General features: G+C 69.0%; 20 protein-coding genes and 1 tRNA gene. 12 read left to right on the top strand and 9 right to left on the bottom strand.

The window, feature by feature from the left end; translation table 11 throughout:
* From Q0Q47_RS18145 to Q0Q47_RS18160, 4 genes are all read right to left on the bottom strand, one after another.
* Positions 1 to 4538: S-layer family protein (locus Q0Q47_RS18145; RefSeq protein WP_293862913.1), on the bottom strand; the 4538-nt coding region annotated here is incomplete at its 3' end.
* A 959-nt stretch (positions 4539 to 5497) separates the two neighbouring features.
* The gene (locus Q0Q47_RS18150; RefSeq protein WP_293862915.1) at positions 5498 to 5917 is read right to left on the bottom strand and encodes a hypothetical protein; all 420 of its coding nucleotides are present in this window, start codon (positions 5915 to 5917) and stop codon (positions 5498 to 5500) included.
* A 462-nt stretch (positions 5918 to 6379) separates the two neighbouring features.
* A tRNA-Ser gene (locus tag Q0Q47_RS18155) sits at positions 6380 to 6469 on the bottom strand.
* Between the two features lie 350 nt (positions 6470 to 6819).
* Positions 6820 to 7257, bottom strand: a complete 438-nt coding sequence (locus Q0Q47_RS18160; protein ID WP_293862917.1) for a hypothetical protein — start codon at positions 7255 to 7257, stop codon at positions 6820 to 6822.
* 289 nt (positions 7258 to 7546) lie between these two features.
* Here Q0Q47_RS18160 and Q0Q47_RS18165 point away from each other — a divergent pair, with 289 nt between their 5' ends.
* The 9 genes from Q0Q47_RS18165 to Q0Q47_RS18205 all read left to right on the top strand — a co-directional run bounded on the left by Q0Q47_RS18165 (position 7547) and on the right by Q0Q47_RS18205 (position 16062).
* A complete protein-coding gene (locus Q0Q47_RS18165) occupies positions 7547 to 7861 on the top strand; it encodes a hypothetical protein (RefSeq protein ID WP_293862919.1) in 315 nt (104 codons plus the stop codon).
* Between the two features lie 117 nt (positions 7862 to 7978).
* On the top strand, positions 7979 to 8371 hold the full coding sequence (locus tag Q0Q47_RS18170; protein WP_293862921.1) for a hypothetical protein: 393 nt from the start codon (positions 7979 to 7981) through the stop codon (positions 8369 to 8371).
* 402 nt (positions 8372 to 8773) lie between these two features.
* Positions 8774 to 9778: a septal ring lytic transglycosylase RlpA family protein gene (locus tag Q0Q47_RS31175; RefSeq protein ID WP_367278267.1), complete on the top strand. Its 1005-nt coding sequence runs from the start codon at positions 8774 to 8776 to the stop codon at positions 9776 to 9778.
* Positions 9779 to 9896: 118 nt separating this feature from the next.
* Entirely contained in the window at positions 9897 to 11093 is a 1197-nt protein-coding gene (locus Q0Q47_RS18180; protein ID WP_293862923.1) for a D-alanyl-D-alanine carboxypeptidase family protein, read from the top strand.
* Entirely contained in the window at positions 11090 to 11758 is a 669-nt protein-coding gene (gene tmk / locus Q0Q47_RS18185; protein ID WP_293862925.1) for a dTMP kinase, read from the top strand. The genes Q0Q47_RS18180 and tmk overlap by 4 nt, the downstream gene beginning before the upstream one ends.
* The gene (locus Q0Q47_RS18190; protein ID WP_293862927.1) at positions 11751 to 12827 is read left to right on the top strand and encodes a DNA polymerase III subunit delta'; all 1077 of its coding nucleotides are present in this window, start codon (positions 11751 to 11753) and stop codon (positions 12825 to 12827) included. Before tmk ends, Q0Q47_RS18190 begins: the two co-directional genes overlap by 8 nt.
* A 27-nt stretch (positions 12828 to 12854) precedes the next feature.
* Positions 12855 to 14417, top strand: a complete 1563-nt coding sequence (gene metG, locus Q0Q47_RS18195) for a methionine--tRNA ligase (RefSeq protein WP_293862929.1) — start codon at positions 12855 to 12857, stop codon at positions 14415 to 14417.
* 14 nt (positions 14418 to 14431) lie between these two features.
* Complete coding sequence (locus tag Q0Q47_RS18200; protein ID WP_293862931.1) at positions 14432 to 15253, top strand: TatD family hydrolase; 822 nt, start codon at positions 14432 to 14434, stop codon at positions 15251 to 15253.
* Positions 15250 to 16062, top strand: a complete 813-nt coding sequence (locus Q0Q47_RS18205) for an MBL fold metallo-hydrolase (protein WP_293862933.1) — start codon at positions 15250 to 15252, stop codon at positions 16060 to 16062. Before Q0Q47_RS18200 ends, Q0Q47_RS18205 begins: the two co-directional genes overlap by 4 nt.
* 105 nt (positions 16063 to 16167) lie before the next feature.
* On the opposite strand, the gene Q0Q47_RS18210 is transcribed toward Q0Q47_RS18205, so the two are convergent.
* The gene (locus tag Q0Q47_RS18210) at positions 16168 to 16848 is read right to left on the bottom strand and encodes a vWA domain-containing protein (RefSeq protein WP_293862935.1); all 681 of its coding nucleotides are present in this window, start codon (positions 16846 to 16848) and stop codon (positions 16168 to 16170) included.
* Positions 16849 to 17319: 471 nt separating this feature from the next.
* Between Q0Q47_RS18210 and Q0Q47_RS18215 the strand changes: the two genes are divergently transcribed.
* From Q0Q47_RS18215 to Q0Q47_RS18225, 3 genes are all read left to right on the top strand, one after another.
* Positions 17320 to 17955 (top strand): SOS response-associated peptidase, encoded by a 636-nt coding sequence (locus Q0Q47_RS18215; protein ID WP_293862937.1) that lies wholly within the window; start codon positions 17320 to 17322, stop codon positions 17953 to 17955.
* Between the two features lie 304 nt (positions 17956 to 18259).
* A complete protein-coding gene (locus Q0Q47_RS18220) occupies positions 18260 to 19978 on the top strand; it encodes a FecR domain-containing protein (protein ID WP_293862939.1) in 1719 nt (572 codons plus the stop codon).
* Positions 19979 to 19999: 21 nt separating this feature from the next.
* Positions 20000 to 22192, top strand: a complete 2193-nt coding sequence (locus tag Q0Q47_RS18225; protein WP_293862941.1) for a CHASE2 domain-containing protein — start codon at positions 20000 to 20002, stop codon at positions 22190 to 22192.
* A 52-nt stretch (positions 22193 to 22244) separates the two neighbouring features.
* Here Q0Q47_RS18225 and Q0Q47_RS18230 read toward each other — a convergent pair whose 3' ends face one another.
* From Q0Q47_RS18230 to Q0Q47_RS18245, 4 genes are read right to left on the bottom strand one after another with little or no spacing between them, the layout of a single operon-like run.
* Positions 22245 to 23072: an MTAP family purine nucleoside phosphorylase gene (locus Q0Q47_RS18230; protein WP_293862943.1), complete on the bottom strand. Its 828-nt coding sequence runs from the start codon at positions 23070 to 23072 to the stop codon at positions 22245 to 22247.
* Between the two features lie 18 nt (positions 23073 to 23090).
* Positions 23091 to 24389: an amidohydrolase gene (locus Q0Q47_RS18235; RefSeq protein ID WP_293862945.1), complete on the bottom strand. Its 1299-nt coding sequence runs from the start codon at positions 24387 to 24389 to the stop codon at positions 23091 to 23093.
* A 3-nt stretch (positions 24390 to 24392) separates the two neighbouring features.
* Positions 24393 to 25424: an ABC transporter ATP-binding protein gene (locus tag Q0Q47_RS18240; RefSeq protein WP_293862947.1), complete on the bottom strand. Its 1032-nt coding sequence runs from the start codon at positions 25422 to 25424 to the stop codon at positions 24393 to 24395.
* The gene (locus Q0Q47_RS18245; RefSeq protein ID WP_293862949.1) at positions 25421 to 26398 is read right to left on the bottom strand and encodes an ABC transporter ATP-binding protein; all 978 of its coding nucleotides are present in this window, start codon (positions 26396 to 26398) and stop codon (positions 25421 to 25423) included. Before Q0Q47_RS18245 ends, Q0Q47_RS18240 begins: the two co-directional genes overlap by 4 nt.
* Positions 26399 to 26405: the final 7 nt, after the last annotated feature.

Raw genomic sequence — 26405 nt, forward strand, 5'->3', positions numbered from 1 at the left:
GTGCCAGCGTTGAACGTGAAGGTGCCGTACTGGCCCTTGAGGTTTTCGGTCGCGATCGACTGGAAGGACGTCTGGCCCGCGTCGGTGTCGGTGACAGAGAGCGTACCGGTGGCGGTGGCCGTGGCGTCTTCGGTCACAGAGCCTTCGACGTCGCCGGAGATCTGCGCGCCGTCGTTGGTGCCGTTGATGGTGACGGTGATGGTCTGGCTGGCCGAACCATCCAGCGACTTCACCACGAGCGTGTCGGTGAGCGAGGCGCCAGCGCCCAGCTCCTGCACGCTAGCGAGGGCGTTGTCGGCGGCGTAGGTCCACACGCCGGTGCCGGCATTGAACGTGAAGGTGCCGTACTGGCCCTTGAGATCTTCGGTCGCGATCGACTGGAAGGACTTCTGGCCAGCGTCGGTGTCGGAGACTGAGAGCGTACCGGTTGCGGTGGCCGTGGCATCCTCGGTCACACCGCCGATGGCGGTGCCGTCGATCACGGCCGTGTCGTTCGCCCCCGTGATCGTCACGGTCACCGTCTGCGAGGCGGAGCCGTCCTGGGAGTACACGACGAAGGTGTCGGTGAGCGTCGCGCCGTCGGGGAGGGCTTCGACGGTCAGGTCGTCGTTGTCCAGCAGGTAGGTCCAGACGCCGGCGGCGGAGACCTGGTAGGTGCCGTGGCCGCCGAGGCTGGCGGTGCCGGCGGCGACCGAGGCGAAGGCAGTGGCCGGGTTGACGGCGTTGGTGGCCGTCAGGGCGCCGGTGGCCGAGGGTATGCCGGCCGTGGCATTGGCGAGGCCGCCCGCTTCGGTGACGTCTCCGTCGACCACGCCGCCGATGGTGATGGCGTCGGTGGAGCCGTTGATGGTGACGGTGACGGTCCTGGTGGTGCCGTCGGCGGAGGCCACCGTGAAGGTGTCCTGCAGACTGTCGCCCGTGTTGAGGGCCTGGACGGCGGCGTTGTCGTCGTCGAGCGTGTAGGTCCAGGTGCCGTCGGCCGTGATCGTGTAGGAGCCGTAGCCGGCGACGGTCTTTGTCGGGCTCGTCACCGCCGCGAACGTGTCGGGCGTGTTGTCGACGTCGGCCGCCTTCAGCGTGCCCGTGGCCGTGGGCGAGCCGGCGACCGCGCCTCCGGCCTCCGTGACGTCGCCCGTCGCCGTGCCGGTGATGGTGGCGGTGTCGTTGGTGCCCGTGACGGTGACCGTAACGGTCTTGGAGGTGCCGTCGATGGACGCGACCGTGAAGGTGTCGGTCAGCGTCTCGCCGGCATTGAGGGCCTGGACCTGGGCATTGCCGTTGTCGAGCGCATAGCTCCAGACGCCGCCCGCGGTGATCGTGAAGGTGCCGAGGCCGCCGAGGCTGGCCGTCGGGGAGGTGACCGCTGTGAACGCGTTCGGCGTGTTGTCGACGTCGGCGGCGAACAGGGTGCCGCCGGCGGTCGGCGTGACGCCTAGGGCATTGGCGACCCCGCCCGCCTCGACCGTCGCCCCCGTGTCGGTGCCGGTGATCACGGCGGCATCGTTGGTGCCTGTCAGCGTGACGGAGATCACACGCGTGGTGCCGTCGCCGGCGGTCACCGTGACGCTGTCGACATAAGTCTGGCCGGCCACGAACTCGTCGTGGGCGCCCTGCATGGCGTAGGTCCACAGGCCGTCGGCGGTCACGGTGAACCGGCCGTAGCCACCGGAGCCGGGCACGTTCGAGCGCGCGCCGACGAGGCTGTTCGGGTTGACCGTGTTGTCGATGTCGGTAACCGAGAGCTGGCCGGAAATGGTCTGGGCCGCGTCGCTCTCGGTGATGGCGGCGGTCAGCGCACCGCCGAACACGGCGGCGTCGTTGGCGCCGTTGATGCGGATGGTGATGACCTGGCTGGTGCCGTCCACCGTCGTCACCGTGAAGGTGTCGGTGAGGGTGGCGTTGGTGTTCAGCTTCTCGACGGCGGCATTGGCATTGTCGAGCGTGTAGCTCCACACGCCATTAGCGGCCATGGCATAGGTGCCGAAGGCCGAGGTGCCGCTCGAGGCGGTGAAGGTGTTCGCCGGATTGTCGACGTCGGTCGCGGTGAGCTGGCCCGAGACGGTGGGCGTGCCGGCGATGGCGTTCGCCACGCCGCTCGCTTCGGTGACCGTGCCGGTCCGGATGCCGGCGACCGTGGCGGCGTCGTTGGCGCCGGCGATGACGACGGAAATCACCTGCGTGGTGCCGTCGGCCGAGCGCACGGTGAAGCTGTCCGTGAGGGACTGCGCCGGGCTGAGAGCCTGGACCGAGGCGTTGGCGTTGTTGAGCGTGTAGGTCCACACGCCGGTGCTCGTGAAGACGAAGCTGCCATAGGTCGCGTTGCCGCTGGAGGCGGTGAAGCCGGCAGCGCTGTCGGGATCGCTCACGGTGAGCTGCCCGCTGGCCTGCGGGGTGCCCAGGGCCGCATTGGCGACGCCGCCGGCCTCGACCACGTTGCCGGTCTTATCGCCGTCGATCACTGCGGCGTCGTTCGCGCCGTTGATGCGCACCGTGATGACCTGGCTCGTGCCGTCGCCCGTGGTGACGGTGAAGCTGTCGGTGAGCGTCGCTCCGGTGTTCAGCGCCTGCACGGCGCCGTTGGCGTTGTCGAGGGTGTAGGTCCAGAGCCCCCCGGCGGTCACGGAGAACGACCCGTAGAGCGTGGTCGTGCCGCCGGGCGTGAAGGTGTTGGCCGGGCTGTCGACGTCGCTGGCCGTGAGCTGGCCGGACACCACGGGCGTACCGGCGACGCCGTTCGCCACGCCGCCCGCCTCGGTCACGGAGCCGGTGCGGGTGCCACCCACGACGGCCGCGTCGTTGGTCCCGCTGATGATGACGGAGATGACCTGCGTCGTGCCGTCGGCCGAGCGCACCGTGAAGCTGTCTGCGAGCGACTGCGTCGCGCTCAGGGCCTGCACCGTGGCGTTGGCGTTGTTGAGCGTGTAGGTCCACAGGCCGGCGCTCGTGAAGGCGAAGCTGCCATAGGTCGCGTTGCCGCTGGAGGAGGTGAAGCCGGCAGCGCTGTCCGGGTCGGCCACGGTGAGCTGGCCGCTCGCCTGGGGGGTGCCCAGGACCGCATTGGCGACGCCGCCGGCCTCGACGACGTTGCCCTGCCTGTCGCCGCCGATCACGGCCGCGTCGTTGGCGCCGTTGATGCGGATCGCGATGACCTGGCTCGTGCCGTCCTGCGTGCGGACGACGAAGCTGTCGGTGAGCGTGGAACCGGCGTTCAGCCCCTGCACGGTGCCGTTGGTGTTGTCGAGCGTGTAGGTCCACAGGCCGTTGGGGCCCACGGCGAAGCTGCCATACAGGGTGGTGCCGCTGCCGGCCTGGAACGTGTTGGCGGCGTTGTCGACGTCACTGGCCGTGAGCTGGCCGGACACCACGGGCGTACCGGCGATGGCGTTGCCCACGCCGCTCGCCTCGGTCACCGTGCCCGCGCGGGTGCCGCCCACGACGGCGGCGTCGTTGGCGCCGTTGATGATGACGGAGATGACCTGCGTCGTGCCGTCGGCGGTGCGCACGGTGAAGGTGTCGGCCAGACTCTGGCCGTCGTTGAGGGCCTGCACGGCCGCGTTCGTGTTGCGCAGCGTGTAGGTCCACACGCCGGCGGAGGTCATGGTGAAGGTGCCGTACCCGGCGGCGCTGGAGGTGGCGGTGTTGACGGCCTGGAAGGTGGTGGCCGAGTCGACGTCGCTCGCCACGAGCTTGCCGCTGACCGAGGGGGTGTTGAGCGTGCCGTTCGCGACCCCGCCCGCCTCGGTCACCTCGCCGGTGCTCTGGCCCGTGACGGTGGCGGCGTCGTTGGCGCCGTTGATGCGTACTGAAATGACCTGCGACGTGCCGTCGGCGGCGAAGACCGTGAAGGTGTCGATGAGCGTCTGGCCGGCGTTCAGGGCCTGGACCTGCGCGTTGCCGTTGGCGACCGCGTAGCTCCACACGCCGTTGGCGGCCATGGTGAAGCTGCCGAACGCCGTCGTTCCGCTCGCCTCCGTGAAGGTGTTGGCCGGCCCGTCCACGTCGGTGCTGGTCAGCTGGCCCGACGCGACGGGCGTGCCGGGCGTGCCGTTGAGGACCCCGCTGGCCTCGGTCACGGTGCCGGTTTTCGTACCGGAAATGACTGCCGCATCGTTGGTGCCGACGATGGTGATGGTGACCGGCTGCTGCAGGATCCCGCCGTTCCGATCGTTGATCGAGACGATGTAGGTGAGCGTCAGGGTCTGGCCGTCGGCGAGGAAATCGAAGGTCCGGTCCGTGGCGCGGTAGGTCCAGGTGACCGAGCCCTGGTTGTTGGGCTTGTTGGTCGAGTCGACCAGGGCGAGGTTGAGCGTGCTCGCGGCGAGGATGGCCGATTGCTGCGTGGGCGTGAGCGACCCGGTCGAGAGGCTCGCGGAGGAGAAGGCCGCCGAGACCGTGTGCGTGTCGGCCGTGTCCAGATCCGCGAACAGGATGGCACCGCTGCCGGTGTCCAGCGTGCCCGAGTTCCTCGCGCCCGCGATTTCCGTGAGCGTGATGGTGCTGGTGGAACCTGCGATGAGGGTGGGGGTCTGATTCGCCATCGGGACGCTTGCTCCAGCAGCACGCCACGGTCCGGCAGCAACGCGCGCCGGCCGCGGCACTTCTTGACGAAAATGGAGGAGCGGCCGAAGCCACCCGGGCCGGCTCGGCGCGCGTACCTAACGGTTGCGCTCACGGTCCTGCCCAGTGGTTTATTTGGCATAAGTTAAGGCAACGATCCAGCTTTATGTTAACACATTGGTAATAGGCTTAATTTTCTGCGTGAACTCCTAATCGACCGATCATTCTAGGACTTTCCGCCTATTTAGGCCCTATCTTCCTGCAAATCGGTCCGACTTCCGAAGTAAGGCTCCCGGAAGGATGCACGCCTTTGGAGTTAACTGCTGAGCAGATTGAGCTTCGGCTAGGATGGTGAAATTGAGCTCACATATTGAGCTTGGGCTAAAGCGCTGGGAAAACTTGCGCCGCTGGCGGAAGGGGTGTCCGCCACAATCCAATTCGGCGCAGTTGACGGCGTTGAGTCTGTGCCGCGTGACGGGGGCGCAGACCGTCACCGTCCTGCATCAACACGTCACGGCCGCCGACAGTGGACAGGCCATCGTCGGCGACGTCCTTCGCGGCGCAGGTAGGGCAGTAACAGCAAAAAGCGAGACAACCCCATGATCGAACCACACGAACCGGAACCGAGCAACGATGCGCTGCGACTTCGAAGCGAACGCGCGACCGGTGCAAGGCGCAGGCAGCAGCAGGATGGCGCGTGTGTAAACACCATGGGGCCGGTGGAGGTGCGCCAAGCGGGCTAAGAAACGGCGCTTATCGTAACGGGCGTTGCACGAAAGTAGCCGTGGCTGCTCGGGTCAATGTCGCCGATTGATGCGTATGAGCGAAAGCGAATAGTCAAAAAGGGAGGATACAGTGCTCTATGCTTGTGCTGCATCAACAACATATCGCCCGCCAAATGCGCGCTCGCCAGAGCGGTAGAACATCAAATTCAGACGCATCACTGGGTTGGCAGTTCTAGAACTGGTATTGGGATATCTGGCCGCAACAGGAAGCAATCACCCACGAATATCAGAGATGTACAGTGGCGAAGTGAGACGCCAGGCGCAAACCCGAAGAAGTCTATCCGCCGACACTCTCGATTGAAAGTTTCCTCATAAAATCCGTAACCCTCAGCGTTATCGAGAATGATTGCGCCGTCAGGCTTGAGGTACTCGAACGCAAGAGCCGTCGCTTCTTTGCGCAAATGTCCGTCGATAATGATAATGTCGAATTTTTTAATTTTACCACTGTCAATTGCTTCGCGAGCCGATGAAAGTGAACGTGTATTATGATCTACTGGTACAAAATGCATCTTTACATTATCGCTAAGTTTCGGAAGCATCTCCGAATACCAATCTTCGTTTTCTTCTATCGTCACGACATAATGTGCTCTATTCGACCACCATAGCGTCGACTGTCCGCCTCCAAACTCCAATATATCCCTGCCTTCGAAAGTCCTTTGGCTGAGGAAATTGATAGCTGGGTATGTGTACCAAGGAATTGGCGAGCCGTCGGACGCACATGCGGACCGCTTTAAACTGCTTCGCCAGTGGCCGCTGCGCAGGCTAAATCTTACAGGAGTTATAATGCCGGTAGCTAAAGCTCGTAATGGAGACCAAAAAAACGGAAGGCAACGCACGCTTTACCGGCGCAAAACCCTTTTGCCAAAACGTAATAGTCATAAAGGCCATCCGTTGCGCGTGAGTCACGAAACGGTATAGCTCTTCCGGCCCGTATGCAATGCGCGCACTCCAAATGTGCGTTCCCAATTCTGGTTTGGGTACCATCGTGGGGGCTGTGGGCAAAAACGGCGAATTACCACAGTAAAATCAATCGAAATTGGCGGAAGGGGTGGGATTCGAACCCACGGTGGGCTTGCACCCACGGCGGTTTTCAAGACCGCTGCCTTAAACCACTCGGCCACCCTTCCAAGCCTTTGCGGGACCTGGCGTCCTTCCGTGCCGCGAACCCATGCCGGAAACCGGTCTCGGGTCGCCCCTGCGCGGGTCCCCGTGGCGTTCTGCGGTGTGGGCCTTCACTACACCATCGCCGGCGGCTTCGTCGAGGCTCCGCCGCGGGGCGAGGCGGCAGGCCGGGAGCGGGGCAGGGGGCGCATGATGGCGCGAGGGCGGGGCAAAAAAGGGGCCCGCCCCGGAGGCAGGCGGGCCCAGGTGTGGGCCGCCGCGATACGCGCGGCACCTGTCAATCGGATGCAAAAGCGTTCGTTCCGGGTGCCCGGTGAGTCTGGCGACCGGGCCGGCGCTCAGCCTGTCGCCGGAACTAGAGGCGGAACGAGCCGGCGAGCTGGGAGGCGCAGTACTCGGCCTGGCCGGGACAGGCGAATCGAAGGTCTGTCCGGGTCCGGTAGTGGGGGATGCGCGCCAGCCATCGGCCAATGGGCGAGGCCTCGAGCGGGTCCACGGAGCGGCTCGCCTCGCCGGTCGTGCGATAGTCCAGCGGCAGGACCACGACATGCCGATAGACGATCTCGCGCACCGCGAGGTCACAGGCGCGCACGACGCCCGCCGAGACGGCGAGGGCGGGGAGCGCTGCCGTCGTCAGGGGCAGCAGGAGGCGGGCGCGCGGGCGGCGGCCCGAAAGCTGCAGCAAGGCGACCGCCCTCAGCCGCCGGATCCGCGCGGAGGCACGCCGCAGGGCGTCCGGACGGACGATGGGCGCGCTCGCGCCAACGCCGACCGGTGCGAAATCGGTATCCACGTGTCCGTGCATGTCGCCGAGGCCCCCTCGCTGCGACACCCGAAACGCCCCAATCGTCGAAATCGTTGCATGGCCTTCGCACTTTTTTTGCCATGGCTACTGGCCCGCGGTGACATGGGGCGGCGCACGGGCGGCGCGGCCGGACGTGAGCGGAGCTGGCCCGCGTGACGGCGGCGTCAGGTCAGAAACACGTGAGCCCTTGCGGTCTAGGGCGAACCGGGACACGGCATCGCGACTTGTCAGCGGGACATGCCGGACGCAGTCTGGCCTTCATCGAAGAGGTGCGTCGATGCGAATTTCCATGTGTGCCGCCGTGGCGGCGGGGATCGGCCTGATGGCGTCCGTGCTGCCGGCCGCGGCCCAGAGCCGGCCGGACAGTCTGTCCATGAGTTGCGATCAGGCGCGGGCCTTCCTGCGCTCGCGGGGCGCGGCCGTGATCGGGACCGGGCCGCACATCTATGACCGCTATGTCAGCGACCAGCGATTCTGTCCGATCACGGAAGGAACGCGTCCGGCCTGGATCCGCACGCGCGACACGGCGCAGTGTCCGGTCGGCTTCACCTGCGTGCCCGTTCAGGACCTCTGGCCCATGAACGACTACTGAGCGGGCTTCGCGGCGCGGCGCGCCGGGCGCGACACTTCGCCCGGCCGCACATCCGAAGCGCCGCCTGCCGCGTACTCGCTCCCGATGCCCCACCGGTGGGCTCAGGAGGCACGTGACATGACGGCATCGTTGCGTTTTGCACTGGTTCTGGGCATGGCGGTCCTGACCGGGCAGGCGGCCCGGGCGGACGTTCCGCTCGATGGCAAGAGCGTGCGCGACCTCATCTCGGGGAAGCGAATCTACCTGTCGGTCCCTCTGGGAGGCGAACTGCCGCTCTACTACCGCAAGGACGGCCAGGTCGACGGAAGCGGCGAGGCGGCGGGCCTCGGCCGGTTCCTGAAGCCGACCGATTCCGGGCGCTGGTGGATCGACGGCAACCGCCTGTGCCAAAAATGGCGCACCTGGTACGACGGCCGCGTGTTCTGCTTCACGTTGGCCCCGGCCGGACGCGACAAGGTCGCGTGGATGCGCGACGACGGCGAAAAGGGCGTCGCCCGCATCGGGGATTGACCCGGCGAGCCCTGCGGACGCATGGCAGGGCATAGCGGCAATGTGGCGGCGGGCCACATTTCAGCCTTGATCTGACGGCCTTCTGCGCGCAACGTCGAGTCAAGACGGTTCCGGCCAAGCCGGGCGAAGGGGGACATCGCGGGTCACGGCGGCGCTGGGTTTGTATGCGTCCTCGGCTCGTTTACCTTCCCTTCATCCTGCCGGCCGTAACTGGTGAGCTGCGCTCGGCAGACAACACTGCACCCTCGAGGTGCAAGCCGTGAGCGCCGCGGTAGAGTGGGCGTAGGGGAAGTCAGCATGCGGTGTGGTTCGGGCCCGGTGGCTGCGCGTGACCTCGATTCGGCCGTCGTCACGCCTTGGAATGGTCCCACCCTTCGTTCCGGACTGCGCATAGCCGCCGCCGTGGCCACGGGTCTCGTGGTCGCCAATTGCGGCTCGACCACCTCCAAGATGTCCAAGCAAGGCGGCATCGACCCGAAATACGGTGTGTCCGCGAGCCCCAAGGTGGTCGCCGACGGTGATCCCGTGCCGAAGGGTGGTGGACGGGAAATCGTCGGCAAGCCCTATGTCGTCGCGGGCCGTCTCTACACGCCGCGCGAGATGTCGACGACCTATTCGGCCACTGGCACCGCGTCCTGGTACGGCCCGTCGTTCCACGGCCGCATGACGGCCAATGGCGAAGTCTTCGACCGGTTGTCCATCTCCGCCGCGCATCCCACGATGCCGTTGCCCAGCTACATCCGGGTCACGAACGTCAACAACGGCTATTCGATCATCGCGCGCGTCAATGACCGCGGCCCGTATCACGGTGGCCGCCTGATCGACGTGTCGCAGCGTGTGGCCGAGGCCCTGGCGTTCAAGAACGCGGGCACGGCGCGCGTGAAAGTCGATTATGTCGGCCGCGCCTCCACGGCCGGAAGCGACGACCAGAAGCTCTATGCCACGCTGCGCACGGACGGATACCCGGCGCGACTCAACGGCTCGCCGACCATGGTGGCGAGCGCCGACGAGGAGGAGACCGTCTCCCCCGTGGCACGCATCTTCCAGTCGCGTCCGCAGCCGGCTCAGGCCAGCGTCGTGGAAAAGGCGCCGCCGGTCCCGACCCCGACCGTCGCCGAGAGGCAGGCGCCCGCGCCGGCGCTGGTCCCCGTGGTAGCCGTCGGGCGTCCCGCGCCGGGCGTGCCGCTGCCTCCCGACCGGCCGTTCGACCTCGGCTCGGCGGCAGGCGCCGCCGGCAAGGCCGCGTCGGCCCAGCGGGCCCGCACGGCAGCCAACGGCGGAAACCTCGTGTTCGCCGCGGCCGAGCCGCAGGCCAGCGCCGGCTTCCGCCAGCAGGATCCGATGGCCGCTCTGATCCAGCAGACCTTCGTTCCCGTGTCCCCGCGCCAGCGCGTCGCCAGCAACTGAGGCGGCGCCGTCGTCCGGGCGGCTCGCTTTTGCCGCCCGGCCCAACTCTCCCGCGTTGATTTCTGACCGCCGGCCCCCCATCCTCCGACTCGGAGTCTGGAAGGGTCTGATGCGGTCTATGTCCGGCATTTTCAAAGCCGTCCTCGGCGGGGCGGCTTTCGTCATCGTTGCGCTGCTGGCTCCCGTGGCCGCCCGCGCCCAGGCCCAGGCGTTCCAGACGATCGCGCCCTACGCGATCCTGATGGATTCCGACACGGGCGCCGTGCTGTTCGAGAAGGCGGCGGACGAGCTCATGGTGCCGGCCAGCATGGCCAAGCTCATGACGCTCGAGCTGCTGTTCAACGAGATCGCCAAGGGCAAGGTCAGCCTCGAGGACGAGTTCCCGATCTCGGAGAGCGCGTGGCGGCGCGGGGGAGGGCCCTCGGGTGGCTCCAGCATGTTCGCCGTGCTCAACAGCAAGGTGAAGGTGGTCGACCTCATCCAGGGCATCACCGTGATGTCGGGCAACGACGCGGCCATCGCCGTGGCGGAAGGGCTCGCCGGCAGCGAGGGCGCGTTCGCCACACGTATGACGGCGCGGGCCCGCGAACTCGGGCTCATGAAGTCGACCTTCGCCAATGCCAGCGGGCAGGCGGACCCCGACCAGAAGGTCACGGCGCGCGAGCTCGCACTGCTGGCGAACCACATCGTCAAGACCTACCCCGACCTCTACAAGTATTTCGGGCTCAGGGAATTCACCTGGAACAAGATCCGGCAGCAGAACCGCAATCCTCTGCTGACGATGGACATCGGCGCCGACGGCCTGAAGACCGGCAACATCGGCGATTCCGGCTTCGGCGTGGTGGGCTCGGCGGTCCAGAACGGGCAGCGGCTGATCGTCGTGGTCAACGGGCTGAAGACCGCCAAGGATCGCGCCGAAGAGGCGCGCCGGATCCTGAACTGGGGCTTCCGCACCTTCGAGGTGAAGGAGGTCTTCGCGAAGGGGACCGTGATCGGCGACGCCAAGGTGTTCGGCGGGGAACCGTCCTCGATCGGCCTGGTGGCCAAGGGACCCGTCGCGGTGCTGGTGCCGCGTGGCAGCGGCGATCGGCTCGTCGCCCGCATCGTCTACCAGGGGCCTCTGCGCCCGCCCGTGGCGGCCGGGGCGCAGGTCGCCAGGCTCAAGGTCCAGCGCGGCGACGTGCAGGTCCTCGACCTGCCGCTCTACGCGGCCGACGACGCGGCGACGGGCACGCTGACGCGCCGCGCCTTCGACGCCGCCACGGAATTCGTGATCGACACGGTGCGCAGCCGCTTCACCAAGAGCGGTTCATGACCAGTTCCGCGCCCGGGCGCTTCATCACCTTCGAAGGAGGGGAGGGGGCCGGCAAGAGCACGCAGGTGCGCCTGCTGGCCGAGCGCCTCGGGACCCGCGGCATCCGCACCCTCACCACCCGCGAGCCTGGCGGCTCGCCCCGGGCCGAGGAGATCCGGGAGGTCATCCTGTCGGGCCATGCGGCCCGCCTGGGGCCGCTGGCGGAAGCCCTGCTGTTCGCAGCGGCGCGGGCCGACCACCTGGCCTCCACCATCAGGCCCGCGCTGGCGCGCGGCGACTGGGTGATCTGCGACCGGTTCGCCGATTCCACGCGCGCCTACCAGGGCGTCGCCGGCGGCCTCGAGGAGGGCGTCATCAACGCCCTGGAGCGCCTCGTCGTCGGGGTCACCCGGCCGGACCTGACCGTGGTGTTGGACCTTCCGGCCGAGATCGGCCTGCGCCGGGCGAACCAGCGGCGCGGCGAGGCGGCCATCGACCGCTTCGAGTCCGAGCCGCTGGCGTTCCACAAGGCGTTGCGCGAGGCCTTCCGCTCCATCGCCGCCCGCGAGCCCGGGCGCTGCGTGCTGGTCGACGCCACCGGCACGCCCGAGGACGTCGGCCAGGCGGTCTGGGCCTGCGTCTGGAGCCGACTGCTCGACGACGGCGCGGGGAGGGGGCATGGCTGAGGCTCCCGAAATTCCGGAGATCGACCGGCTCGCCCATGTGCCGCACCCGCGCGAGACCGCGACGCTGGTCGGTCACGATGGCGAGGAGGCTGCCTTCCTCGAGGCCTATCGCAGCGGCCGCTTTCCGCACGCCTGGATCCTGTCGGGCGATGAGGGGGTGGGCAAGGCCACGTTCGCGTATCGGGCGGCCCGCTTCGTCCTCAGCCACCCCGATCCCGGGTCCGCGGAGGTGCAGCGGGCCCACGACCTTTCCGTGCCGGACGACGCGCCGGCCGCCCGGCGCATCGTGGCGCGGTCCCATCCCGGCCTCTTCGTGGTGCGCAGGGCCTGGAACCCCACGAGCAAGACCTTCCGCACCGAGATCCTCGCCGAACAGTCCCGCGACGCCGTCCGCTTCTTCGCGACGACCGCTGGCGGGGAGGGCTGGCGGGTCTGCATCGTGGACGCCGCCGACGACCTGAACGTCCAGAGTGCCAACGCCCTCCTGAAGGTCGTGGAGGAGCCGCCCCACCGGGCGCTGTTCCTCATCGTCTCGCACATGCCCGGACGCCTGCTGCCCACCATCCGCTCGCGCTGCCGCATGCTCCGGTTCCGGAATCTGGAGCCGGCGGAGGTGGCGGCCGCGGCGGCCGCGGCTCTTGGGACCGGCCCGGCGGACGCGGCCGTGCAGCGCGCGGCGGCACTGGCGGGGGGATCCGTCCGACAGGCCTGCAAGCTGATGGACGAGGGCACGCTGGCCATCGTCGAGCACATCCGCGGGGCGCTGGACCGGCTGCCCGCCATCGACTGGGCGGACCTGCACGCCGTCGCCGAGGGGCTGGCCGGACGCGCCAACGACACGGCCTTCGAGGTGGCGGCCGAGACCATCTTCGCGTGGCTGTCCGAGCAGACCCAGGCCGCCGCGGGGCAGGGGGCGCCCGCCCGCCGCCTTGCACCCCTGGCCGAGGTATGGGACAAGGTCGCGCGCGCGATCCGGGAGACGGACGCCTACAATCTCGACCGCCGCGCGCTGGTTTTGACCCTTTTCCACGACCTTTCGGACGCCTTGCGGCAATCGCGGGCGGCCTGAGGTCCCCCGAGGCCCATCGAGGGCAGCATGGCCGACAAGAAGACCTTCTACATCACCACGGCCATCTCCTATCCCAACGGCACGCCCCACATCGGACATGCCTACGAGCTGATCGCCACCGACGCGATCGCCCGCTTCAAGCGGCTCGACGGATACGAGGTGTTCTTCCTGACCGGCACGGACGAGCACGGGCAGAAGATGCTGCAGACCGCGGCGCGCGAAGGGATGACGGCGCGGGAACTGGCCGACCGCAACGCGGCCGTGTTCCGCCGGATGGGCCAGGCCCTCGACGCCTCGAACGACGATTTCATTCGCACGACCGAGCCGCGCCACCACGCCGCGAGCCAGGAGATCTGGCGGCGGATGGAAGCCAACGGCGACATCTATCTCGACAGCTATGCCGGCTGGTACTCGGTGCGCGACGAAGCCTTCTTCGCCGAGAACGAGACCACGGTGGGCGGCGACGGCGTGCGCCGGGGCCCGACCGGGGCTCCCGTCGAGTGGCTCGAGGAGGAAAGCTACTTCTTCCGCCTGTCGGCCTACCAGGACAGGCTGCTGGCGCTCTACGAGAGCCAGCCGACGTTCATCCAGCCGGACGAGCGGCGCAACGAGATCATGTCGTTCGTGCGGTCCGGGCTGAAGGACCTGTCGGTCAGCCGCACGGCCTTCGACTGGGGCATTCCGGTGCCCGGCAACCCGAAGCATGTGATGTATGTGTGGGTCGACGCGCTGACGAACTACGTCACCGCCACGGGCTATCCCGACACGACCCAGCCGCGGGCGCACTTCTGGCCGGCGGACGTGCACATCATCGGCAAGGACATCGTCCGCTTCCACACGGTCTACTGGCCGGCCTTCCTGATGTCGGCGGGCTACCCGCTGCCCCGGCAGGTGTTCGGGCACGGCTTCCTGTTCAACCGCGGGGAGAAGATGTCGAAGTCGGTCGGCAACGTCATCGACCCCTTCACGCTGGCCGACCACTACGGCGTGGACCAGCTGCGCTACTTCTTCCTGCGCGAGGTGCCGTTCGGCCAGGACGGCAACTATTCGCACGAGGCGATCGTGGCGCGCATCAACGCGGACCTCGCCAACGACCTCGGCAACCTGGCGCAGCGCTCGCTGTCGATGGTGGCCAAGAACCTGGAGGGCAGGGTGCCCGCCCCGGGCGCCCTGAGCGAGGCCGACGCGACGATCCTGGCGGCGGCCGACGCGCTTCCGCAGAAGGCGCGGGCGGCGATGGAGGGCCTCGCCCTCCACACCATGCTGGCCGAGGTCTGGAAGGTGGTGGCGGACGCCAACCGCTATTTCGCGGGCGAGGAGCCGTGGGTGAAGCGCAAGACCGATCCGGAGCGGTTCGGCACGGTGCTCTACGTCACGGCCGAGGTCATCCGCGCGGTCGCCATCGTGGCGCAGGCCGTGATGCCGACGTCGGCGGGCAAGTTCCTCGACCTCCTCGGCGTGCCGGCGGACCAGCGCATGCTGGAGCATGTCGGCGCGGCACACCGGCTTGCCGCCGGCGCGATGCTGCCGGCGCCCCAGCCCGTCTTCCCGCGCTACGTGGAAGCGGAAAAGTCGGAAGCAACCGCCTGAACGCCCTGGAATTCATGCCGACCGCCAGCCCCTTCGTCGTCGACAGCCACTGCCATCTCGACTTTCCCGATTTCGCGGCCGAGCGCGACGCGATCGTGGCCCGGGCGCTCGAGGCGGGCGTCGGCACGATGGTCACCATCTCGACCCGGGTCCGCCGCTTCGACGAGATCCGGGCCATCGCGGAGGCCTATCCGCAGGTGTTCTGCACGGTCGGCACCCATCCCCACAGCGCCGGCGAAGAGCCCGACGTGAGCGTGGCGGATCTCGTCGGCCTGGCGCGCCATCCGCGCTGCGTGGGCATCGGGGAGGCGGGTCTCGACTACCACTACGACCGCGCCCCGCGCGACGTGGCCGAGGCCGTGTTCCGCCGGCACATCGCGGCCGCGCGCGAGACGGGCCTGCCGCTCGTCATCCACAGCCGCGACTGCGACGACGACATGATCCGCATCCTCGAGGACGAGACCCGGCAGGGCCGGTTCAAGGCGGTGCTCCACTGCTTCAGCTCGGGCCGGGCCCTGGCCGAGGCCGGGGTTGCCCTGGGGCTCATGATCTCGTTTTCCGGGATCCTCACGTTCAAGCGGTCGGACGAGCTGCGGGCCATCGCCGCGGACGTGCCGGCGGACCGGCTCCTGGTGGAGACCGACGCTCCCTACCTGGCGCCGCAGGCCTTCAGGGGCAAGCGCAACGAGCCGTCCTATGTGGTTCACACCAATGCGGTTCTCGCCGAGGTGAAGGGGGTGTCCGCCGCCGAGATGGCGCGCCTCACGACCGACAATTTCTTCCGCACCTTCGACAAGGCCGTCAGGCCGACGGCGCCGGGAGCTGCGACGGCATGACGGTCTCGATCACGATCCTGGGGTGCGGTTCCTCCGGCGGCGTACCGCGGGTGGGCAGCGGCTGGGGCGCCTGCAATCCCTCCGATCCGCGCAACCGGCGCCGGCGTTGCTCGATCCTGGTCGAGCGCGAGGGGGAGGGCGGCCGCACGCGGGCCCTCATCGACACCTCTCCGGACCTGCGCGACCAGTTGCTCGATGCGGCCGTCGATCGCCTGGACGCCGTGCTCTACACCCACGACCACGCCGACCACACCCATGGCATCGACGACCTGCGGCCCCTCGCGATCCACATGCGGCGCGTGCTTCCGGTCTACATGGACGCGGCGACTGCGGAATTCCTGACGAGCCGGTTCTCGTACTGCTTCGTGTCACCGCCCGGCAGCGACTATCCGCCGATCGTCCGGGAGTTCCGGATCACGCTGGGGCATTCGGTGCATGTCGAGGGTCCGGGCGGCGCCATCGCGGCCATGCCCATCCGGCTCGTGCACGGCAACCGCGACGCGCTCGGATTCCGCTTCGGCGACATCGCCTATACCCCTGATCTGAATGCGATTCCCGACGAGAGCGTGGCCGCTCTCGAGAACCTCGATTTGTGGATCATCGACGCGCTGCGGCCCACGCCGCATCCGACCCACCTGTCGCTGCCGGAGGCGCTGGCCTGGATCGAGCGGCTGAAGCCGCGGCGCGCGGTCCTCACCAACATGCACACGGACCTGGACTACGAGACCCTGCGCCAGGCCTTGCCGCCCAACGTCATCCCGGCCTTCGACGGGCTGAAGCTGACGGCGCAGGGCGCTGGGGGAGGGTGAGGCGCAGCCCTGCCCGCACGAGGCTCGACCCTGTCCGGCGGGGGCGTCGAACGGAAGCGGCGAACGCCCCGGCGGATGCGTCCGGGCCAAGGGCCTGCGGCGCGCTCAGCGCGTCAGGCGCGCGCTCGCCAGGATGGCGTCGAACATCGTGTTGATCGCCTGCTTGATGCTGCCCGGAGCGCCGGCGTTGAAGGTCAGGTTGGCGGCGCTGGCGCAGGCGTTCATGTTCTGGTTGATCGAGCCCTTGAGCTTGTCGCGGATGGTCTGGAAGCGCCAGTCGGGATTGGGCGGGATCACGTAGTCGATGTTCAGGGTCAGGACGGTGACCTTCTTGTTCTTGATGGGGCTGCAGAGCGAGGCGTCGAGGCCCTGGAGGTTCTCGCCATCGGCCAGGAACGACGGCTGGAACGGAACCCATCGCGGGTCTGGCACCCAGTTGCCCCATTCGTAGCTGCTGGCGTCCGCCGTCTCCATCACGTCGTCCGCGATGCCGTCCGTCAGCAGCATGAAATAGGCCTTCCGGCTCGCCGAGGAGCTGCCGTCGCCGCCGGCGCTCACCTGGGGCAGGATGTCGTTCAGGACGGCCGCGTAGTTCGTGCCCGAGCCGCCCGCGCCGTCGAGTTCCATCGTGCGGACGGCGGTCGTGGCCGCCGAGAGGTTCGTGGTCGGGGCCTGCACGACGGTGAGTCGGTTGCTGAACTTGTAGACCGCCACGCGCACCTGGTCCGTCGGGCCGTTCAGCTGTCCGGCGCGGGCCAGGACGTCGAGCAGGGCGCTGCGCACCACGTCGAAGCGCAGCTGAGGATTTCATCCCTTACCCTTGAGCATGCGGCGGATCGGAGCAATTTGATCTTCGGATCACGCCTGCATTTGATTTCGCAAGATCCTGAAAATTGTCGGGAATTTTGCTGCGATGCCGCAGGACCCGCGGACGGTGGGCCGGGCGCCCGAGGCCTGACGCCTGACGTGGATCCAATCACCCGGGCCGCCGCGCGTCGGTGCTGGCCTGGGACGAAGATCCAAGCCTGTCTGGGTGCCTGGCCATCACGGTCGGCTCCGTGGTCGTCGCCGTCGCGAGGGTTCGGGACAGTGCGTCCGGCAAAGACCATCGTGATCGAGAACGGCGCCTGGCGGGGCTGCGGTTCTGAGACACCGGGGCTGTAGCGCGGCACCGGGTTCGCTAGACTGCGGCACCTACACGCGTAAGTTCCATAATATGTCTTATGCGACTCATGGATGTCCGGAGCGAGGCGAGCCGTGTGCAATCTCTACGCGCTGACCAAGGGCCAGCAAGCCATCCTCCAGTTCGCCCGGGCGATGGTCGACCGCACCGGCAACCTGCCGCCCCTGCCGGACATCTTTCCCGACCAGGCGGCGCCGGTGGTGCGCCACGGCGACGGCGGGCGCGAGCTGTCGATGATGCGCTGGGGCATGCCGGGACCCAAGGCCTTCGGCGAGCGCCCGGTGACCAACATCCGCAACGTCGGCTCGCCGCACTGGCGCGCGTGGCTGAAGCCCGAGTTCCGGTGCCTCGTGCCGGCCACCAGCTTCTGCGAGTATGCCGACACGCAGCCCCGCAAGACGCCGGTCTGGTTCGCCCTCGACGAGAGCCGGCCGCTGTTCGCCTTCGCCGGCGTGTGGCGGCGCTGGTACGGCAAGCGCAAGGCGTCCGAGGACCCTGGCGAGCACGTGGTGTTCTCGTTCCTCACGACGGACGCCAATGCCGAGGTCGGCGCCGTTCACCCCAAGGCGATGCCGATGATCCTGCGGACGCCAGACGAGATGGATCGCTGGATGGAGGCGCCCGCCTCCGAGATCGCGACGCTGCAATGCCCGCTTCCCGACGGGAGCCTCGTGGAGGTCGCGCGTGGGCGCAAGGACGACCCGGCCTGAACGGCCAGCGGGACGGCGTCCAGGCGTCGGACGGCGGATGCCCGGCCCCTGCCCCGCTGAACCGTGGCCCGTCTCCGCAAGCGTGGCCGCTTGAACATCCGGGTTGAACAGTCGCACCTCCCGTAGAGACACCCGCCTGTGGAATTGTATGCAGTCCAGCCGGTATGTGCCTTTCATTGCTCACGAATCGGTCTTGGTAACCAAATCCTGAATGTCAATTGGAGGATGCAACTTTCAGTAGAGTAAGGCGTTAATTTTGTGTTAATTTATCGGTATCTGTTGACCCAAATTTTGTGTGCGTCCGATGTCGGTATCCCGTTGCGTTCCGTTCGGCGTGCGCGCCGCTTTGGCCTGTTCGATCCTGGCCCTCGCCCTGCCCGCCCGCGCCCAGGCGCCGGAACCCAGCGGCAAGGCCATCAAGGTCACGCCCCAGGCCGAGGCGGCCAAGGCGGCCCTGGTGCGCATCCTGATGCCGGACCAGCCGGTCTACATGGGCGACCGGGTGAACACGGGTCCCCTGGGCGAGGCGCAGCTCCTGTTCAGCGACGAGACCCGCGTGGTGGTGGGTCCTTCCTCCACGCTCCAGGTCGAGAAGTACCTGCTGCAGAGCAACACGGTCGCCAGCAACTTCGCCATCAACGCGCTGCGTGGCTCGATGCGGTTCATCACCGGCGACAGCCCGAAGTCGGCCTATTCGATCAAGACGCCGACCGCCACCATCGGCGTGCGCGGCACCCAGCTGGACGTCGCGATCGGCCGCAACGGCGAGACGCACGTCGTGGTCTACACCGGGGCCGCCGACGTGTGCGGCGCGGGCAACTGCATCGCGCTCAACGACGGCTGCAGCATGGCGCGCATCCCCAGCGGCCAGGCGCCGCAGCGGATCGCCACGGCCCCGGACCGCAACACGCGTCTCAGGGATCTTTTCCCTTACGCGCGGGAGAACACCCCGACTCTGCGTTGGGACTTCAAGGCCGACCTGCGGGCCTGCGGCATGATCACCCCGACGCCGATCCCGACCCCCTCGCCTCTCGAGCGGCCGATCCCGATCAACGCGGTGCCTCCGCCCACGCCCGCTCCCCCACCAACGGTCGTGGCGGTGGTTCCGCCGCCGGCGCCCCCTCCTCCCGCGCCGCCGCCGAAGGAGTATCACCACCACCATCACCATCACTGGGAGCGTGACGAGGACGATCGCCACCACCACGGTGGTTTCGGCCGGCGGCCTGGCGGTGGCATCGACTGGTCGGACAATCGCGGACGGGGCGGCAGGGACCGCGATGGCCGCGACCGGGATGGCCGGGACAGAACCGGCGACCGCGGCGGGCAGGATCACGGCTACGGCCGGCAGGCCGGCGGCGGTGTCGACTGGTCCGGCGGCCCCCGGGACGGCAGGACCGGCCGCGAGGCCCAGGATCGCTCGGGGCAGGATCGCTCCGGGAAGGACGGGCGCGATCGCGGCCACGACGGGCGCGACCGCAACGACACGGGCCGCGGTTACGGTGGGCATGCCGGCGGCGGCTTCGACTGGGCGGGTCCTCCCTCGACGGACGGTCGCCGCGGTGACGACAAGGGCGGCAAGGATGGCCGCGGAAGGTCCGACGACCGCAACGGCGGCAGCCATGACGGCATGCGCAGCGGCGACGGCGGGTCGACGAACGGCGGAGGGCATGCCTCGGCCGGACGGTCGGGTGACGGCGGCTCCGCCGGCGGGCATGGTGGATCGTCGGGATCGTCGAATGCGGGCGGTTCCACGGGCTGCGGCTGCTCGGGCTCCGGCGGCACGGGCGGCACCGGCGGTACCGGTGGCGGCGCGACCGGGGGTGGCGTTTCGGGCGGCGGCGCGTCGGGTGGCGGCGCCACCGGTTCGGGGCGTGACGGCGGCGGACGGGATGGCGGCGGACGCGGTGGCCGGGACGGCGGTGGCCGGGACGGCGGGCACGGTGGTGGCCGCGACGGCGGACGGGACGGTGGCCGCGAGGGGGGCTGGAGTGGCGATGGACACCGCGGGGGTTCAGACCGCTGATCGCGGTCCGGTTTCCCGCGCATGAACCGGTCCCGCTGGCTCGTCCTCGCCTTCGCGCTCGCCTTCGTGGCGGCCTGCGGCGCGCTGCGTATCGCAGACCCGCCGCAGTTGAAACTCGCCCGCGAGCTGCTGTTCGACCAGTACCAGAAGCTCGCTCCCCGGCCCTACCAGGACCTGCCGGTCCGCATCATCGACATCGACGAGGCGTCGCTGTCGGCCATCGGCCAGTGGCCGTGGCCGCGCAACGACCTCGCCAGGCTCGTGGACCGGCTGGCCGGGTACGGCGCGGCGGCGATCGCCTTCGACTTCGTGTTTCCCGAGTCCGACCGCATGTCACCGGCAGCGCTTGGGCGCCGCTCCGACGTGCTGTCCTCCCTGGGCGGCGACCTGACGCAGACGATCGTGTCGCGCCTGCCCGACAATGACGCGCTGTTCGCCAAGTCCATGGCCGATCGCAACGTGGTCCTGGGCTTCGGCATCGTTCCGGGCGCGAACGACCGACGCCCCGTGCCCAAGGCCGGGGTCAACTATTCGGGCGAGGACCCGCGGGCGTCGCTGCACACATTCCAGGGCAACGCCGTGAACATCCCGGTGCTGGACGAGGCCGCCGCCGGGATCGGGGCGATCAGCGTCTCGCCGCAGGACGACCAGGGCATCGTGCGCCAGGTGCCGCTGCTGTGGACCGACGGCCGGAAGATCTTTCCCGGGCTCGCGCTGGAATCGCTTCGCGCCGCGCAGCAGGTGCCCGCCATCCTCGCGCGCTCGACCCCCCATCCGCCGGCGGGAATCGTGTCCATCCGCGTCGGCGACGTGGAGGTGCCCACGACCCAGGCGGGCGAGTTGCGGATCCGTTTCACCCACGACGTGCCGGAGCGCTACATCCCGGCGCACCGGATCATGGCGGACGCGCCGGACGAGGCGCTGCGGCCGCTCCTGGAGAACCACATCGTCCTCATCGGGACGTCCGCGGTCGGCCTCCTCGACGTGCGCGTGACGGCGCTGGGCGAGACCGTGCCCGGCGTCAGCATCCACGCGCAGGCCATCGAACAGATGATCCTCGGCGAGCACCTGCGCCGCCCGGACTGGGTCGAGCCGCTCGAGATCCTGTGGACGGTGGCCTTCGGCCTCCTGATCGCGGCGCTGGGCCTGTTCGCCGGACCCGCCGTGGCGCTCAGCACGGGCTTCGTGCTCGTGATCGCCTCGGTCGCCGGGTCGTGGTTCGCCTTCGACCGGTACTGGATCCTGCTCGATCCGCTCTATCCGGCGGCGGTCGGCCTCGCGCTGCATTTCGCGCTGACCAGCTTCCGCTTCCTCGTCACGGACCGTGACAAGCGGTTCGTTCGGCGGGCCTTCGGGCGCTACGTGTCGCCGGCCGTCCTGGCGGAGCTGGAGAAGAATCCCCAGGCCCTGCGGCTCGGCGGCGAGGAGCGCGAGCTCACCATCCTGTTCCTGGACGTGCGCAGCTTCACCTCGCTCAGCGAAACCATGTCGCCCAGCGCCCTGGTCGAGTTCGTCAACGTGCTGCTGAGCCACCTCAGCGACGAGATCGTCGACGAGGCCGGCACGATCGACAAGTACATCGGCGACAGCATCATGGCCTTCTGGAACGCGCCGCTGGCCGTTCCGGACCACGTGGTCAGGGCGTGTCGCGCCTGCCTGCGGATGCGCGAGCGCATGCGGGCGCTCAACGACGCGGACGCGTTCGGCTTCAAGGCGCGCGGCCATGCCTCCGCCGTGGTGCGCATCGGCATCGGGCTGAACACCGGCATGGCCTGCGTCGGCAATGTCGGGTCGCAGACGCGCTTCAACTACTCGGTCCTGGGCGACGCGGTGAACGTCGCCTCGCGTGTCGAGGGCCTGTGCAAGGACGTGGGCGCCGACATCCTGGTCACGGAGACGGTGGTCGAGGGGGCCCCGCAGTTCGCCTGGATCGAGGCCGGCTCGGTGATGCTGCGCGGCCGGGCCGCCGGCACGAAGATCTACTGCCTCGTCGGTGACGAGGAGGTGGCCCGCAGCGACCGCTTCGCCGCGCTGAAGCAGGCCCACGACGCCCTGCTGGCGGCCTGGCAGACCGACGATCGCGACAGCTGGGTGCGCGGGCGGGACCGGTGCCTCGCCATTGCGGAGGCCGACTTCCCGATGCTGCTCGGGCTGTACAAGACCCCCGAGCCCAAGCTCGGCGGCAAGCGCAAGGAAGCCGCCGACGCGCATTGAGGGCGGGCGGAACGGGCAGCGCGGCGGCCCGTCCCGAAGGACGCGGACCCGATCAGCCGCCCATCCTGGTCAGCCAGGCCGGCCGCGTCCCGTGGAAGCCATGCTCCAGCGCCTTGCCGCAGGCGCACCCGAAGGTGGCGGGCATGGCCTTGAAGGCCTGTTCCAGGATCGTCTCGATCAGGGCGTGCAGGCCGCCGGTGTAGTAGAGGTCGTTCATGCTGCCGGGGCCGAAATGGGTCACGGCCGGGGCCATGCCGGCGCCGAAGTTGATGACCGGGGCGAGCGAGGCGAAACACATCTCGAGTTCGCGGGCGAAGACCACCTCGGGCACCAGCGGCGTGCCGACGATGTCGCCACCCTCGATCTGCAGGGCGCGGATCTCCGCCGGCGTCTCGAAGCGCGGGCCCTCGGTGCAGCAGAAGACGCCGCGCTCGATCACACGGTCGCTGTGGGCGCAGGCCGCGTCGATCAGGACACGGCGGACGTCCGGGCAGAACGGGTGGGTCATGTCCACGCGCACCCAGCACTCCTCCTCGTCGAACATCGACAGCGGCCGGGACTTCGTGCGGTCCAGGACGTCGTGGGAGACCACGATGTCGCCCGGGCGGATGGCGGGGTTCACCGAGCCGATCGCGTTCTGCGAGATCACCCGGCGCACGCCCAGCGCCCTGAGCGCATAGGCATTGGCCCGGTAGTTGATCTTGTGGCTCGGCGTGGTGAGCTTCTGGCCGTAGCGCAGCACCACCGCCGCGTCGCGGCCGCCGATGGTGCCGAGTTCGATCGGGGCGTCGCCCCACGGCGTCGGCACGTGCTCGGTGCGGCGCCCGACGAGCAGCTTCTCCGATGCGGCGCTGGTGACGAGCCCGATGGGTTCGCTCATGGTCTCAACTCCCGTGTCTCAGTTGCGTCCGTAGCGCGTCTTGATGCGCGCCCGGATCTCGTCCTGGTCGAACTGCGTGAAGCGGCCGTCGCGGAAGACCGTGCGGCCGGCGATCACCACCTCGCGCACGTGCTGCGGGCCGGCGGCGTAGACGATGTCCGACATCACACGGCCGGGCGTCAGCCCGAGCGGATGGTCGATGTCGAGCACCACGAAGTCGGCCGCCTTGCCCGGCTCCAGCGTGCCGATCTCGTCGTCCCAGCCGAGCACCCTGGCCCCCTCATGGGTGCCCATGGCGAGCGCGTCGGTCGCCTTCAACGCGAAGCCGTCGAGGCTCGCGGTCCGCTGCAGCAGCACCGCGACCTTCATCTCCTGGAACAGGTTGAGGCTGTTGTTGCTGAGCGTGCTGTCGGTGCCCAGACCCACCGGTACGCCGGCGGCGCGCAGGTCCCGGATGGGGGCGATGCCGCTCGCGAGCTTGCCGTTGCTGACCGGGTTGTGGGCCACCCCGGCGCCGGCCTCGGCCAGCATGGCGATCTCGTGGGGCTGCACCCAGACGCAATGGGCCAGGATGGCGCCTTCGCCGAGGACGCCGAGCGCATGCAGGTGCTCGATGGGCCGCCGCCCGTGCCGCTCCAGGACGATCTGGACCTCCTTGCGGCTTTCGGCGGCGTGGATGGCGAAGGGCAGGCCGAGGTCGTCGGCCGCCTGCTTGACCTCGACCAGCAGGGCGGGCGTGCAGTTGTAGGGCGAATGGGCCCCGAGGAAGAAGCGGCTGAGGCCGTCGCCGGCCCGCGCCGCCATCGCGTCCTTCGTCTCCTCGAGGGCCGAGGGCCAATTCGGCTTGCCGTTGGGACGCAGTTCCGGGGAGTTGGCCAGCGCCCCGCTCACCGAGCGCATGCCGACCGTGGACGCCACCTGGGAGAACAGGCCCGCGCCATAGCGCGCGCAGTCGCAGGCCGCCGTGATGCCGTGGGCGACCATCTCCATGACGGCCATCCAGGTGCTGAGCAGGTTGTCCTCGTCCGTCATCGTGGACGTGAACGGCGCGAGCGAGGCCGCCCATTCGAAGAGGTCGCCCTCGTCGCCGCAGCCGCGGTGCAGGCTGAGCCCGCCATGGGCGTGGGTGTTGATCATGCCCGGCATGACGACCTTGCCGCCGAGGTCGCGCACCACCTCCCCCGCCTGCGGCGCGCGTGAGGCCGCCGGCCCCATCCAGGCGATCCGGCCGGCGTCGATGACGATGGCGCCGTCGGGGATGCAGCGATGCGCCGGGCCGCCCGCATAGATGAAGGCGTTGGTGAAGACGGTCGACATCGCTCAGGTCTCCGGCCGCGCCGCGCCGGGCGCGTCGTCGTAGAGGTGGCAGGACACGGTGTGTCCGGGAGACAGGGTCACCGCGCGCGGCTCCTGCGTCCGGCAGCGTTCGCCCACCTTCGCCGCCATGGGGCAGCGGGTGTGGAAGCGGCAGCCGGACGGCGGGTTCACAGGCGACGGCACGTCGCCCTGCAGGACGATGCGGTTGCGCGGCGCGCGCGGGTCCGGCACCGGGATCGCGGAGAGCAGCGCCTGCGTGTAGGGGTGCGCCGGACGGGCAAAGAGCTCGCGGACCGGCGCCTTCTCGACGAGCTTGCCGAGATACATGACCCCGACGTCGTGGGAGACGTGGCGCAGCGCCGCCAGCCCGTGGCCGATGAACAGGTAGGACAGGCCGTAGCGCTTCTGCAGGTCCTTCAACAGGTTCAGGATCTGCGCCTGGATCGACACGTCGAGCGCCGACACCGGCTCGTCGCAGACGATCAGCTTCGGGCGCAGCGCCAGCGCGCGGGCAATTCCAATCCGCTGGCGCTGGCCGCCCGAGAACTCGTGGGGGTGGCGGGAGGCGTAGGTGGCCGGCAGTCCGACCGCGTCCAGGAGCTCGGCGACGAGCCGGTCGCGGTTGCCGCCCGGAGGGACGCCGTGGATGGCGTACGGTTCCCCTACGATGCGGGCCACGGTCATGCGCGGGTTCAGCGAGGCATAGGGGTCCTGAAAGACGATCTGCATCTCCCGGCGGACGGCTCGCATCGCCTCGCCCGACAGAGTGGTGATGTCACGTCCGCCGAACAGGAGGGAGCCGGCGGTGGCCTCCTCGAGCCGCACGACGAGCCGGGCGAGCGAGGACTTTCCGCAGCCCGATTCCCCCACAAGGCCCAGCGTGCGGCCGGCCTCCAGCGTGAACGACACGCCGTCGACCGCGCGGACCATGGGCTGCGCGCCGAAGGGCATCGCCCCGCCGACGGGATAGTGCTTCACGAGCCCCCTCGCCTCGAGCAGCGGTTCGGGCGAGCGGGACTGGGGAGAGGCGCTCATGCCGCGGTCTCCACGAGATGGCAGGCGACCTTTCGTCCCGCGCCGGCCGGGAGCAGTGCCGGGCGGTCGGAGGCGCAGCGCGCGATGGCCTTGGGGCAGCGGGTCGAGAAGGCGCAGCCGCGGGGGCGGGCCAGCGGATCGGGAACGGCACCGGGGATCGCCTCGAGCTCCTCGACGTCGCCGTCCATGCGCGGCACCGAGGCGATGAGGCCTTGAGTGTAGGGGTGCAGCGGCGCGTCGAAGAGCGAGACGACGTCGGCCTCCTCGACCACCCTCCCCGCGTACATCACCAGCACCCGGTCGCACATCTCGGCCACGACGCCGAGGTCGTGGGTGATGAGCAGCAGGCCCATGCCGAACTCGTGCTTGAGGCGGCGCAGCAGGTCGAGGATCTGCGCCTGCACGGTCACGTCGAGCGCGGTCGTCGGCTCGTCGGCGATGAGGAGCTTGGGCCGGCAGGCGAGCGCCATGGCGATCATCACGCGCTGGCGCATGCCGCCCGATAGCTGGTGCGGCCAGGCGCGGGCGCGGTCCTCCGGCAGCGGGATCCCGACGAGCGTCAGCAGCGAGACCGCCTCCGTCCAGGCCTCGCCGGAGGACATCCCGCGGTGCAGGCGCAGCACTTCGGCGATCTGCTCCCCGACCGTGTGGACGGGGTTCAGGGACGTCATCGGCTCCTGGTAGATCATCGCGAGGCGGTTGCCGCGCAGCTGCTGCATGTCGCGCTCGCGCAGCGCCAGGAGATCCCGCCCCTCGAACAGCACGCTGCCGCCGCTGATCTTGGCGGGGGGATCGGGCAGGAGGCGCATGAGGGAGAGCGCGCTGACGCTCTTGCCGCTGCCGGATTCACCGACGAGGCCGACCGTCTCGCCGACCGCGATGTCGAAATCCACGCCTTCGACCGCCGGGACGACGCCGCGCTCGGTGGCGAAGGTGGTCTGGAGACCGCGAACCTGGAGCAGCACGTCGCCCATCGCCGGC

Origin of the sequence: uncultured Alsobacter sp., assembly GCF_945952055.1 — a bacterium.
Taxonomy (GTDB): Bacteria; Pseudomonadota; Alphaproteobacteria; order Rhizobiales; family Beijerinckiaceae; genus Alsobacter.

What these genes read in the sequence shown, in the direction of transcription:
- Q0Q47_RS18190 (WP_293862927.1), top strand. Translation starts at nt 11,751, where the DNA reads ATGGCTGAGGCTCCCGAAATTCCGGAGATCGACCGGCTCGCCCATGTG.
- Q0Q47_RS18225 (WP_293862941.1), top strand. Translation starts at nt 20,000, where the DNA reads ATGAACCGGTCCCGCTGGCTCGTCCTCGCCTTCGCGCTCGCCTTCGTG.
- Q0Q47_RS18170 (WP_293862921.1), top strand. Translation starts at nt 7,979, where the DNA reads ATGACGGCATCGTTGCGTTTTGCACTGGTTCTGGGCATGGCGGTCCTG.
- Q0Q47_RS18165 (WP_293862919.1), top strand. Translation starts at nt 7,547, where the DNA reads ATGCGAATTTCCATGTGTGCCGCCGTGGCGGCGGGGATCGGCCTGATG.
- Q0Q47_RS18245 (WP_293862949.1), bottom strand. Translation starts at nt 26,398, where the DNA reads ATGGGCGACGTGCTGCTCCAGGTTCGCGGTCTCCAGACCACCTTCGCC.
- Q0Q47_RS18235 (WP_293862945.1), bottom strand. Translation starts at nt 24,389, where the DNA reads ATGTCGACCGTCTTCACCAACGCCTTCATCTATGCGGGCGGCCCGGCG.
- tmk (WP_293862925.1), top strand. Translation starts at nt 11,090, where the DNA reads ATGACCAGTTCCGCGCCCGGGCGCTTCATCACCTTCGAAGGAGGGGAG.
- metG (WP_293862929.1), top strand. Translation starts at nt 12,855, where the DNA reads ATGGCCGACAAGAAGACCTTCTACATCACCACGGCCATCTCCTATCCC.
- Q0Q47_RS18220 (WP_293862939.1), top strand. Translation starts at nt 18,260, where the DNA reads ATGTCGGTATCCCGTTGCGTTCCGTTCGGCGTGCGCGCCGCTTTGGCC.
- Q0Q47_RS18205 (WP_293862933.1), top strand. Translation starts at nt 15,250, where the DNA reads ATGACGGTCTCGATCACGATCCTGGGGTGCGGTTCCTCCGGCGGCGTA.
- Q0Q47_RS18180 (WP_293862923.1), top strand. Translation starts at nt 9,897, where the DNA reads ATGTCCGGCATTTTCAAAGCCGTCCTCGGCGGGGCGGCTTTCGTCATC.
- Q0Q47_RS18230 (WP_293862943.1), bottom strand. Translation starts at nt 23,072, where the DNA reads ATGAGCGAACCCATCGGGCTCGTCACCAGCGCCGCATCGGAGAAGCTG.
- Q0Q47_RS18240 (WP_293862947.1), bottom strand. Translation starts at nt 25,424, where the DNA reads ATGAGCGCCTCTCCCCAGTCCCGCTCGCCCGAACCGCTGCTCGAGGCG.
- Q0Q47_RS18200 (WP_293862931.1), top strand. Translation starts at nt 14,432, where the DNA reads ATGCCGACCGCCAGCCCCTTCGTCGTCGACAGCCACTGCCATCTCGAC.